We start from the raw sequence: 12,156 nt of genomic DNA on the forward strand, positions 1-12,156 counted from the left end.
ACGAGGGGTTACGCAAGGGGGCGGGCGCGGCGGCGGGCGCCGGTAGCGTCGGTGAGGTGAGCAGCGCGATCGAGAACCTGGGCCGCGAGACGCGCCTGTACGAGCCGAGCCCGGAGTTCGCGGCGCAGGCGAACGTCGGCCGGGAGGTGTTCGACCAGGCCGCCGATCCCGTCGCCTTCTGGGAACAGCAGGCGGCCCGCCTCGACTGGGCGGAGCCGTGGCACACCGCGCACACCTGGGAGCCGGCGACGCCGGGGGAGGACGGCGAGCTCAGCATCCCCCGCGCCGAGTGGTTCGCGGGCGGCCGGTTGAACGCCGCGGTCAACTGCGTCGACCGGCACGTCGACGCCGGCAACGGCGACCGCATCGCCCTGTACTTCGAGGGCGAGCCGGGCGACAGGGAGGCGATCACGTACGCCGACCTCCAGCGCCGTGTCGCCCGCGCCGCCAACGCGCTCACCGCGCTCGGCGTGGGGAAGGGCGACCGCGTCGTGGTGTACCTCCCGGTCATCCCGGAGACGGTCGTCATCACGCTCGCGATCGCCCGCATCGGCGCCATCCACTCGCTCGTCTTCGGGGGGTTCTCGGCGGAGGCGCTGCGCTTCCGGGTGGAGGACACCGGGGCGAAGCTGCTGGTCACCTCCGACGGCCAGTTCCGCCGCGGGGTCGCGGTGCCGGTGAAGGCGCAGGCCGACGCCGCGGTCGCCGGCGACAACGCGATCGAACACGTTCTCGTGGTGCGCCGCACCGGGGAGCTGACGCCCGACATCCCGTGGAGGCCGGGCCGCGACGTCTGGTGGCACGACGCGGTGGACACCGCCTCGAGCACGCACGATCCGGAGTTCTTCGACGCGGAGACGCCGCTCTTCATCATCTACACCTCGGGCACGACCGGCCGGCCGAAGGGCGTCGTGCACACGACGGGCGGCTACCTCACCCAGGCCTCCTGGAGCCACTGGGCGCTGTTCGACGCCAAGCCGGACGACGTCTACTGGTGCACAGCCGACCTCGCCTGGGTGACCGCGCACACCTACGTGCTCTACGGCCCGCTCTCCAACGGCACGACCTCCGTCCTCTACGAGGGCACCCCGAACACACCGTCGACCGGCCGGCACTTCGAGATCATCGAGCGCTACGGCGTGACCACCTACTACACCGCCCCCACGCTTATCCGGACCTTCATGAGCTGGTTCCCCGAGGGCCTGGCCGCCGCCGGCGACTGGGACCTCTCCAGCATCCGGCTGCTCGGGACGGTGGGGGAGGCCATCAACCCGGAGGTGTGGGTCTGGTTCCGCGAGCAGCTCGGCGCCGGTAGAGCGCCGGTCGTCGACACCTGGTGGCAGTCGGAGTCGGGTGCGGCGATCGTCGCCCCGCTGCCGGGCGTGACCGCGCTGAAGCCGGGCTCGGCGACGCTGGCCGTGCCGGGCGTGACCGTGCGCGTCGTCGACGATCGCGGCGAGGACGTCGCGCGCGGGTCGGGCGGCTCCATCGTCATCGACGGCACCTGGCCCGCCATGTCGCGCACAGTCTGGGGCGATCCGGAGCGCTATCGCGACTCCTACTGGCGGCGGTTCGCCGACCGCGGCTACTTCCTCGCCGGCGACGGCGCCGCGGTGGACGACGACGGCTACCTCTGGCTGCTGGGGAGGCTGGACGACGTCATCAACGTGTCGGGCCACCGACTCTCGACCATCGAGATCGAGTCGGCGCTGGTCGCGCATCCCTCGGTGGCGGAAGCCGCCGTGGTCGGCGTCGGCGACGCGACGACCGGGCAGGCGGTCGCCGCGTTCGTGATCCCGGCCGGCGCTGCTCCGGAGGTCGCAGAGCTGCGCGACCAGGTCGCCACGGCCATCGGCGCGATCGCGAAGCCGCGCCATCTCGTGGTGGTCGACGACCTCCCGAAAACCCGCTCCGGCAAGATCATGCGCCGCCTGCTCGTGGACCTCTTCGAGCGTCGCCCCCTGGGCGACACCACGTCCCTCCAGGACGACACCGTCCCCGACCGCATCGCCGCCACCCTCGCCGCCGACCCCCGCTGACCCCCGCCGACCCCCGCCGACCCACGCTGACCCCCGCCGAAGGGCACGTTGTTGTCCCTTTCGACGCTCGAAAGGGACAACAACGAGCCCCTCGGTGGTGGGAGGAGGGAGGGCTCAGTGCTCGAGGCCGACGAACATGGTGTCGTGGAGGACGGCCACGTGGCGTTCGGCCAGGGCAACGGCCGCGACGGGGTCGCGGCGGCGGATGGCGGCCGCGAGCGCTGCGTGCTCCTCGTTGACCTCGTGGAGGTAGGCGATCGGATACGGGATGAAGTACGCGTACAGCCGACGCAGCGTCGCCTCGTACACCTCCACCAGTGCAGGCCGGCCGGCAGCGCGCGCCACCGCCAGGTGGAACCGCTCGTCGGCTGCGTGGTAGTCCGTCCAGTTCTGGGCGGACGCCGCGGCGGCGACCGCGGCATCCAGCTCGGCGAGGTCGGCGTCGGTCGCCGAGACCGCGGCCAGGTGGGTCAGGCTCGTCTCGTCGAGCAGGCGCTGGTCGATGAGCCGGTGCACCTCGCTCGCGTCCGCGCGGTACGCCTGCACCGCTGACCCGGCGCCCGGGACCGCGGTGGGAGCGTCCTCCGCCACGAACGTCCCTCCCGAGCGACCGCGCACCCGCCGCAGGAGGCCGTCCTCGGCGAGGCTCTTGATCGCCCGGCGCGCGGTGATCTCGCTGACATCGAGGGCTGCGGCGACATCGGCGTCGCTCGGCAGCTGCTCCCCGGGAGCGAGCAGCCGCAGTTCGACCGCGAGCGCGATGCGCGCGCGCACGGTGTCGACCGCGGACAGCCGCGTGATCCCGGCCACGGCGGGACCCGTCAGTGCGGGCACGGCCGTGTGCTTGAGCGTGCCGGAGGCGTCGCCGGTCATGGCCTCCAGCATAGGGACGCGGGCCGGGGCTGGACAAATCCGATCATATTGATCTATTTTGTTTCCCAGTACTTCCGCACCCCCGTCCCCGACCAATGGAGGTCCGACATGCCGGGTCATCTGACCGTCGCCGGCGTCCAGGCCGCACCCCGCACGATCGGCGCCGACCTCGCGCCCTTCGCGGCGGACGTCGCGCGGCACGCCGCCGACGGCGCACAGCTCGTCGTCTACCCCGAGCTCCACCTGTTCGGCGCCGACCACCTGCCCGAGCACGAGCGCAACCGCGCGCTCGACGCGTCGGCCGTGCCGCTCGACGGCGAGCTGGTCCGTCGGCTTGGCGCGATCGCCGCGGACGCGGGCGTCTGGCTGGTGCCCGGGAGCATCTGCGAGCGCGGCCCGCAGGGCGAGCTCTTCAACACCGCGTTGGCGTTCGCGCCGACCGGGGAGCTCGCCGCGAGCTACCGCAAGATCTTCCCGTGGCGCCCCTACGAGCCATACGTGCCCGGCGACCGGTTCGTGGTCTTCGGCCTCGACGGCAGCACCGTCGGGCTCGACATCTGCTACGACGCCTGGTTCCCCGAAGTCAGCAGACAGCTCGCCTGGCTCGGGGCCGAGGTGATCGTGAACGTCGTGAAGACGACGACGCCCGACCGCGAACAGGAGGTCGTGCTCGCTCGGGCGAACTCCATCGCCAACCAGGTCTTCACCGTGAGCGTCAACACGGCCGGCCCGGTCGGCCGCGGACGCTCCATCGTCGTCGACCCCGAGGGCGCCGTCCTCGCGGAGTCGGCCGGGGACGAAGAGACCGTCCTCGCCCTGCCGCTCGACCTCGACCACGTCGCCCGCGTGCGCGAGCACGGCACCGCCGGCGTCAACCGGATGTGGTCCCAGTTCCGTCCGGGGGACGCGGTGATCCCGCTCCCGCTCTACGGCGGCGCGATCGACCCGGCGACCTGGCGGGTCCAGGCCACCCTGCCGGCCGACTCGACAGGAACGCCCCTCACCACCCCCACGAGCACCACCCCCTCCCGTCAGCCTCTCCTGTGAAGGATCCCGGCATGTCCACTGCTCACACCCCCGCCTCCGCGCCCGCCCCCGGCCAGCCGTCGCTGGCCCGCACCCTCCGCCTCCCGTCCCTCGTCCTCTTCGGCCTGGCGTACATGACGCCGCTGATCGTCCTCGGCATCTTCGGCGTGGTGGCCGAGACCACCGGTGGAGCGAGCGCCTCCGCCTACCTCGTCGCGCTGGTCGCGATGCTGTTCACCGCCTCCAGCTACGGTCGGATGGCGGCCGCCTACCCCGTCGCGGGCTCGGCCTACACCTACGTGCGCCGCACGATCGACCCGCGCGTCGGCTTCCTCGTCGGCTGGGCGGTGCTGCTCGACTACCTGTTCCTGCCGATGGTGATCTGGCTGATCGGCGCCGCCTACCTGGAGGCGCAGTTCCCTGCGGTGCCCGGCTGGGTGTGGATCCTCGGCTTCATCATCGTCACCACGCTGCTGAACATCCTCGGGATCAAGGTGGCCGATCGCACGAACTACATCCTGATGGCGTTCCAGGTGCTGGTCATCGTCGTGTTCGTCGGCCTGTCGATCGGGTCGGTCGTCGCCCACCAGGGCGCCGGCGGGCTGTTCTCGGCCGGGCCGTTCCTGAACTCGACCGCGACGTTCCAGGGCGTGACGGCAGGCGCAGCTATCGCGGCCTACTCGTTCCTCGGCTTCGACGCCGTGACCACGTTCACCGAGGAGACGATCGAGCCGCGCAAGACGGTCCCGCGCGCCATCCTCCTGATCGCACTGATCGGCGGCGTCATCTTCATCCTGGTCTCGTACACCACCCAGCTCGTGCACCCGGGAGGCCAGTTCCACGACGCGTCGTCTGCCGCGTTCGACATCGCCATCACCATCGGCGGCAACATCTTCGGCTCGATCTTCATCGCGGGTCTCGTCGTCGCGCAGTTCGCCTCCGGGCTGGCCGCGCAGGCCTCCGCCGCCCGCCTGATGTTCGCGATGGGACGCGACGGGGCGCTTCCCCGCAAGGTCTTCGGCGAGCTCAGCCGCCGGTTCCGGTCGCCCGTCTTCAACCTGGTGATCATCGGCGTGGTCGGGTTGGTGGCGATGTTCCTCGACGTCGCGACCTCCACCTCGTTCATCAACTTCGGCGCGTTCGTCGCCTTCACGATGGTGAACGTCTCGGTGATCGTGTACTACTTCCGGCAGCGCAAGGCGGGTCACCGGCACAACGTCGTCCTGTACGTGGTGCTCCCGGCGGTCGGGGCGATCATCACCGGCTATCTGCTGACCCGGCTCGACATCAACGCCATCGTCCTGGGCCTCAGCTGGCTCGTGCTCGGCATCATCGTGCTGGCGATCGTGACGAAGGGTTTCCGGCAGCTGCCACCCGAGATCGCCTACGACGAGGCCGACGGGGAGGTCGCGCCGGCCCCGGCGGTCGACCGGGCGACCGCGCCCGCCGGGCAGACCGCGGCATCCACTCCGGCCTCCGCCCCGGCTCCGGAGTAGGGATGCGGCTCGCCCTCGCCCAACTCGCGTCCGACGACGACGTCGCAGGCAACCTCCGGGCTGTCGGCGACGCCGTCGCGCGCGCGGCGGACCAGGGAGCGGAGCTGGTGCTGCTGCCGGAGTACGCGATGTACGAGAAGAAGATGGTCGACGCCAGCTTCGCCGGTGTCGCAGAGCCGCTCGACGGCCGCTTCGGAAGCGCGGTATCCGAGCTGGCGGCCTCCCACGGTGTGACGGTCGTGGCGGGGATGGTCGAGCGCTCGGACCGCGCCGACGACCCGCGGCCGTTCAACACGCTCGCGGTCTTCGGGGCGGACGGCGGGCTGCTCGCCCGCTACCGCAAGATCCACCTGTTCGACTCGTTCGGATTCCGCGAATCGGAGTGGATCGCGCCGGCGCCGGAGCCGGTGCCCGTGGTTTTCGAGGCCGCTGGGATGACCGTCGGCCTGATGACCTGCTACGACCTCCGGTTCCCCGAGCTCGGTCGCGCGCTCGTCGATGCCGGCGCCGACCTGCTCGCGGTCTGCTCGTCGTGGGTGCCCGGCCCGTCCAAAGTGGATCAGTGGCGCACCCTGGCGATGGCGCGGGCGATCGAGAACGGCTGCTTCACTGCGGCCGTGTCCCAGGCCGAGCCGATCTCCGTGGGCCACAGCCTGCTCGCCGACCCGCACGGCGACGTGCACGTCGAGGCCGCGGGCACGCCCGCCGTCCTGGTCGCCGACGTCGACCCTGCAGAGGCCACCGCCGCCCGCGACCGCGACCCCGCCCTCCGCCTCCGTCGACTCTGAGCCGTGTGTCGTCAGGAGGAGGCGGCGGCCATGATCTCCTCGCGGAAGGCGGGGGTGAGCTGAGCGGAGGTCGGCCGATCGGCCGGGTCGCGGGCGGTCATCGCCCGCAGCAGCCTCGTCCACTCGCCGGGGAGGTCATCGGGAACGGGCGGGTCGACGCTCAGCCGGGCGAGCGCCGACTCGACGGCATCGCCCGGGAAGGTGACCTCGTGAGTGAAGCACTCCAGCAGCACCAGGCCGAGCGAGTAGATGTCGCTGGCGGGGGTCGCCGTCCTGAGCGATGCCTGCTCCGGGCTCAGGTAGGCGGCCGTTCCGGTGGTGGTTTTGCCCTCCACCTCGGTGTGCTCGGAGGCCAGGACACCGCCCGCGATGCCGAAGTCGGTCAGCCGCGCCCGTGCCCGGAACGTGGTGGTGCCGTAGGTGACCAGCATCACGTTGGACGGCTTGATGTCGCGGTGCACGACCCCGTTCGCGTGCACGTATTCCAGCGCTTCGGCGAGGTCGTAGGCGACCTCGGCGATCTCCTCGACGGTCAGTGCGCGCTGGCCGAGGGTCGTGGCGAGGTCGCTGCCCGACACCAGCTCCATGACGAGGAACGGCCGAGGATCCTTCGGTGCCGAGTAATCGACGCCGGCGTCGATGAGCGACACGATGCCGTGGTGGCTCAGCCGCGCGAGAGCCGTCTGCTCCGTGCGGTACTGCGCCATCTCCTCCTCCCCGCCGGAGCGGTAGAGCTTGATCGCGACCTCCCTGTCGAGGATCTCGTCCGTCGCCTTGAAGATGCTCGCCTCGCCGCCGCGACCGATGAGCGTCTGCGGGCGGTAACGGCCCAGCAGCGCGGGGATCTCGTGCTCGCTCACGAAGCAACCGCCGATCGGAAGAGTGCGAAGGCGGACTCGCCGACGATCACGCTCTCGCCGTCGTTCAGCGCGAGGTCTGGATCGCTGCTCAACTCGAGCGCCCAGTGGGCTCCCGGCGGGTCGGGGAGGACGAACTCGACGCCGTTCCTGGCGGCGTTCAGCATCAGGAGGAACGCGTCGGCGCCCTCGTGCATGAGCACGAACGCGATCGAGCGCGCCTCGATGTCGGACCAGTCGGCGTCGGCGAAGGGCTCACCGTCCGCACGCACGATGAGCACGGTGTCGGGTCCACCGACGTCGGGAGCGTGGCGGTACCACTCCGGCCGCAGGGCCGGCTCCGCCCGGCGCAGCCGGATGAGAGCCGACGTGAACTCGTGCAACTCCCAGTCGGCGTTCTGCCAGTCGTACCAGGAGATCTCGTTGTCCTGGCAGTACGCGTTGTTGTTGCCTTGCTGGGTGCGGCCGATCTCATCGCCGCCGAGGATCATCGGGACGCCGGCCGACAGCAGCACGGTGGCCAGGAAGTTCTTGCGCTGACGGGTACGGAACGCGAGGATGCCCTCGTCGTCGGTCGGCCCCTCCACGCCGTAGTTGTCTGAGCGGTTGTCGGATTCGCCGTCGCGGTTGTCCTCGCCGTTCGCCTCGTTGTGCTTCTCGGTGTAGCTGGTGAGGTCGGCGAGCGTGAAACCGTCGTGGGCCGTGACGAAGTTGACGCTCGAGAGCGGCGCGCGGCGCGAGTCCTCGTAGATGTCGGGACTGCCGAGGACGCGCTGCGAGAGCGTCGCGAGCACACCCGGGGTGCCGCGCCAGTAGTCGCGGACGTCGTCGCGGAACGTGCCGTTCCACTCCGACCAGTCGGCGGGGAAGCCGCCGAGCTGGTAGCCGGCGACGTCCCAGGGCTCGGCGATCAGCTTGACCTCGGCGAGCGTCGGGTCCTGCTGGATGAGGGTGAGGAAGGCGCTGTGCAGACTCGCGTCGCCGCCCTGGCGGGTGAGGGTCGTGGCCAGATCGAACCGGAAACCGTCGATGTGGTAGTCCTCGACCCAGTACCGCAGGGAGTCCATGATCAGCTGCAGGGCAGCCGGGTGGCTGACGTTGACGCTGTTGCCGGTTCCCGTCGTGTCGAAGTAGTGGGCGCGGTCGCCCTCGACGAGCCGGTAGTAGGAGGGGTTGTCGATCCCTTTGAGGCTGTAGGTCGGGCCGAGGTCGTTGCCCTCCGCGGTGTGGTTGTAGACCACGTCGAGGATGACCTCCAGGCCGGCGGCGTGAAGGGCTTTCACCATGCCCTTGAACTCGTCGACCTGGTGGCCGGTGTCGCCCGTCGCCGCGTACTCGTTGTGCGGGGCGAAGAAGCCGATGGAGTTGTAGCCCCAGTAGTTGCGGAGGCCCTTCTCGAGGAGGTGCGCGTCCTGCACGAACTGGTGTACGGGCAGCAGTTCGACGGCGGTCACGCCGAGGTTCTTGAGGTAGTCGACGGCGGCGGGGTGGGCCAGGCCCGCGTAGGTGCCGCGGAACTCCTCCGGCACCCACTCGATGAGCTTGGTGAAGCCCTTGACGTGCGTCTCGTAGATCACGGTCTCGCTGAGCGGGATGCGCGGCCGGGCGTGGTCGCCCCAGTCGAACTCCTGGCGGTCGACGGCGATGCCGAGGGCGACGTGACGCGCGCCGTTGGTGTCGCTGCGTCGCCGAGGGCGGCCGAGCTGGTGACCGAACACGGCTTGCGAGTTGTCCCACGACCCGGTGACGGCGCGCGTGTGCGGGGGCAGCAGCACCTTGGCCGCGGAGAAGCGGAGGCCGTTCGCGGGATCCCAGGGGCCGGCGACGCGGAGGCCGTAGCGCGTGCCGGGGACGAGGCCGGCGACGAAACCGTGGAAGACGTGCCCGGTCCGCTGCCGCAGCTCGGTGCGCGTCTCGCGTCCGCGTGCGTCGAAGAGCGAGACGAAGACGGCGTCGGCGTTCTCGCTGTAGACAGCGACGTTCGCGCCTCCCTCGACGAGGGTGAGGCCGAGCGGGTACGGGAGCGATCCGTCGCCGCTCACGTGCGCGTCCGCGGATGGTGCTGGCTGTGGCGCGTGCGCGGTTCGTGGGGCTGGGGGCAGGGTTCGGACACGGTGCCTCCGATCGATAGACCGTCAGGCTACTCGGGAGGCGGCGGCCCCGGGAAGCCGTTGACAGACGGCAGGCGGACCGCTAAACGTCGCTGCGTTAGGGGGCACTGATGGCCCTGCTCTTCACCGTGCCTGCGGCGCTCGTCCTCCTCGCCGTCGCCGTGCGGATGTGGCGGGTGGACAACCGAGGCCTCAGCATCGGCGCGATCGCTGCGGCCGGAGGGTACTTCGCGATCGATTCCGTGGTGGTCGCGCTGGACGGTGCCCTCCCGCTCGCCCTCGTCTTCACGATCCCGCTTACGCTGTTGCCGCTCGGGATCCTGGTGTTGGCGGGCTACCTGATCGCCAACGGTGTCCGGATGCTCCGCACCGAGAGCAGGACTCTCGCCAACGGGCTCTCTCTGATCGCGGGGATCGCGCTCCTCGCGGTCCCGGTGGTGGCGGTCCTCGCGCTGTCGGCGGTGCTCTCGGCGCACGATGACCAGGTCGTGCTGCGCGCCGCCCTCGTCGCGTTCATCGTCGTGGTCGGTCTCGTATCAACCTATGCCGCCTCCTTCTTCGTGCTCTTCCTGGGATACGGGGTGGTCTACCGGCGTGCGCGCGTCGGTGACTACGACGCGATCGTCGTGCTCGGCGCCGGTCTCGTCGACGGCCGAGTGCCGCCGCTGCTGGGCTCGCGGCTCGACCGCGGAATCGCGCTGTACTCCGCTCGAGTCTCGCGAGGCCCGGACTGCGTGCTGATCCCGTCGGGAGGCCGCGGAAGCGATGAGCCGCGCTCGGAGGGCGAGGCCATGGCCGAGTACCTCCGCGACGCCGGCGTGCCGGCCGACCGGGTGCTGGCGGAGACCGAGGCGGAGAACACCGAGCAGAATCTGCTGTTCTCGCGGGCGATCGCGGACGCCCACCGCCCTGGTTCGCGCGTCCTGATCGTGACCAGCGACTACCACGTGCTGCGCGCCGCGATGCTCGCACGTCGCGTCGGGCTGGCCGCTGCGGCGACGGGCGCGAGGACCGCGCGCTACTTCGTCCCGTCGGCGACGCTGCGGGAGTTCGCCGCCGTCGCGGTGATGTTCGGCCGGATCCAGATCGTGGCGGTGGCGCTCTGCGCGCTGGCGGGGCTCGGCGCCGGGGCACTCGTGTGGCTGGCCGCCGGGGTGTGAGCCGACCGGTCATCGGCTGACCCGGACGGCATCCCCGAACGCCGCGACCACGACCCCGGGCGGCTGCGCCTCCGCCTCCGACCCGGCCTCCGCCTCCGACCCGGCCCCGGCACGCGCGCTCGCCGCCGTCCGGGAACCGCTCGACACCGCCGCAGCCAGCCCGTCACTGCCCAGCGCAGCCTCCACCCGCAGGCCGCCACGCGTGAAGCGGAAGACCCCGTCGACGCAGGACACAGCGGTCGCCCTGGCCTCGGCGGGGATCTCGCCGCGCAGCTCGATCAGGCGGCGGTACCAGGAGAGGAGCCGTGCGTGGCCGGGCTCGTCGCGCTCGGCCCACCGCAGCCGAGCGCTCTCGAACGTGGCGGGGTCTTGTGGGTCCGGCACCACGGCCGGGTCCCAGCCCATGCGCGCGAACTCGGCGATCCGCCCGGTTCTGGTGGCTTCCGCGAGCTCGGGCTCCGGGTGCGAGCTGAAGAAGGGCCACGGCGTGGTCGCCCCCCACTCTTCGCCCATGAACAGCATCGGCGTGAACGGCCCGAGGAGGACGAGGGTCGCTGCCACCGCGAGCGCGCCGTCGTCGAGCGTCGCCGTCAGGCGGTCGCCCTTCGCCCGGTTGCCGATCTGGTCGTGGTCTTGGCTGAACGCGACCAGCCGCGTGAACGGCATCTCGGCATCGAGCGGCCGCCCGTGGTGACGCTCCCGGAAGCTGGAGTATCGGCCGTCGTGGAAGAAGCCGCGCTCGAAGACCGCGACGAGCGACTCCGGCCCTGCGAAGTCCGCGTAGTAGCCGCTGGTCTCGCCGGTGAGGTTGACGTGCACGGCGTGGTGCACGTCGTCGTCCCACTGGGCGTCGATGCCGTAGCCGTGCCTGCGACGTTCGCGGATCAGCCGCGGGTCGTTGAGGTCGCTCTCGGCGATGAGGGTCGCCGCCCGGCCGGTGCGTTCCCGGATGCCGGCCGATTGCCGGGCCAGCGCCTCCAGGATGTGCTCTGCACTGGTGTCGTGCAGCGCGTGCACGGCGTCGAGCCGCAGCCCGTCGACGTGCATGTCGTCCAGCCAGAACGCCGCGTCGTCGAGGATGAGCCGACGCACCTCGTCCGACCGGGGCCCGTCGAGGTTGACGGATGCGCCCCAGGTGGTGCGTCCGTCGCTCACGTACGGCCCGTACACCGGAAGGTAGTTGCCGCTCGGGCCGAGATGGTTGTACACGACGTCTTGGATCACGGCGATGCCGCGCGCATGGCACGCATCGACGAACCGCTGGTACGCGGCCGGGCCGCCGTACGGCTCGTGGACGGCGAACCAGAGCACACCGTCGTAACCCCAGCCGTGGGTCCCGTTGAACGCGTTGACGGGAAGCAGCTCGACAGCGTCGACTCCGAGGTCGACGAGATGGTCGAGACGTTCTCTTGCGGAATCGAGCGTCCCCTCCGGTGTGAAGGTGCCGATGTGCAGTTCGTAGATCACCCGTCCGACGAGCGAGTCGGAGCGCCAGCCGTCGTCGCGCCACGCGTAGTCGGTGGGGCTCCACTCGCGGCTGAGGGAGTGCACCCCGTCGGGCTGCCGACGTGAACGCGGGTCGGGGTACGGACCGGCGCCGTCGACGACGAAACCGTAGTCGAGGGCATCCGCTCCGGCCTCGACCGGGGTCGGGAGGCGCCACCAGCCGCCATCGACGCGGTGCAGCGCGTGCCGCCCCCGCCCGCCGATCTCGACGGACACGGACTCGGCGTCAGGAGCCCAGACCGGGAAGGTCCGCGCCGGGAACGTCCGCGCCGCGAACGTGCGCGCCATACCGCCGTCGTC

General features: G+C 71.1%; 9 protein-coding genes. 5 read left to right on the forward strand and 4 right to left on the reverse strand.

Annotated features, from left to right (window positions below):
• Nucleotides 1-56: 56 nt before the first annotated feature.
• Nucleotides 57-2,039: an acetate--CoA ligase gene (gene acs, locus JNB50_RS12940; protein ID WP_208040546.1), complete on the forward strand. Its 1,983-nt coding sequence runs from the start codon at nt 57-59 to the stop codon at nt 2,037-2,039.
• A 114-nt stretch (nt 2,040-2,153) separates the two neighbouring features.
• Here the strand turns inward: acs and JNB50_RS12945 are convergent, their stop codons facing one another.
• Entirely contained in the window at nt 2,154-2,912 is a 759-nt protein-coding gene (locus tag JNB50_RS12945; protein WP_208040547.1) for a FadR/GntR family transcriptional regulator, read from the reverse strand.
• 108 nt (nt 2,913-3,020) lie between these two features.
• Between JNB50_RS12945 and JNB50_RS12950 the strand changes: the two genes are divergently transcribed.
• Genes JNB50_RS12950 through JNB50_RS12960 form a run of 3 tightly spaced genes read left to right on the forward strand, consistent with a single transcriptional unit; the run spans nt 3,021 to nt 6,222 of the window.
• Nucleotides 3,021-3,959: a carbon-nitrogen hydrolase family protein gene (locus JNB50_RS12950; protein ID WP_208040548.1), complete on the forward strand. Its 939-nt coding sequence runs from the start codon at nt 3,021-3,023 to the stop codon at nt 3,957-3,959.
• Between the two features lie 11 nt (nt 3,960-3,970).
• Nucleotides 3,971-5,434, forward strand: a complete 1,464-nt coding sequence (locus JNB50_RS12955; RefSeq protein WP_208040549.1) for an APC family permease — start codon at nt 3,971-3,973, stop codon at nt 5,432-5,434.
• 2 nt (nt 5,435-5,436) lie between these two features.
• On the forward strand, nt 5,437-6,222 hold the full coding sequence (locus tag JNB50_RS12960) for a carbon-nitrogen hydrolase family protein (RefSeq protein WP_208040550.1): 786 nt from the start codon (nt 5,437-5,439) through the stop codon (nt 6,220-6,222).
• Nucleotides 6,223-6,233: 11 nt separating this feature from the next.
• Here JNB50_RS12960 and JNB50_RS12965 read toward each other — a convergent pair whose 3' ends face one another.
• Both JNB50_RS12965 and glgX read right to left on the reverse strand, forming a co-directional pair.
• Nucleotides 6,234-7,082 (reverse strand): serine/threonine-protein kinase, encoded by an 849-nt coding sequence (locus JNB50_RS12965; protein WP_208040551.1) that lies wholly within the window; start codon nt 7,080-7,082, stop codon nt 6,234-6,236.
• A complete protein-coding gene (gene glgX, locus JNB50_RS12970; RefSeq protein ID WP_208040552.1) occupies nt 7,079-9,121 on the reverse strand; it encodes a glycogen debranching protein GlgX in 2,043 nt (680 codons plus the stop codon). Before glgX ends, JNB50_RS12965 begins: the two co-directional genes overlap by 4 nt.
• Before the next feature lie 179 nt (nt 9,122-9,300).
• On the opposite strand from glgX, the gene JNB50_RS12975 reads away from it, so the two are divergent.
• Entirely contained in the window at nt 9,301-10,350 is a 1,050-nt protein-coding gene (locus JNB50_RS12975; protein WP_208040553.1) for a YdcF family protein, read from the forward strand.
• 9 nt (nt 10,351-10,359) lie between these two features.
• Here the strand turns inward: JNB50_RS12975 and treZ are convergent, their stop codons facing one another.
• The gene (treZ, locus tag JNB50_RS12980; protein ID WP_208040742.1) at nt 10,360-12,144 is read right to left on the reverse strand and encodes a malto-oligosyltrehalose trehalohydrolase; all 1,785 of its coding nucleotides are present in this window, start codon (nt 12,142-12,144) and stop codon (nt 10,360-10,362) included.
• Nucleotides 12,145-12,156 lie beyond the last annotated feature (12 nt).

It is taken from the genome of Leifsonia sp. TF02-11 (assembly GCF_017565305.1).
Lineage (GTDB): Bacteria > Actinomycetota > Actinomycetes > Actinomycetales > Microbacteriaceae > Leifsonia.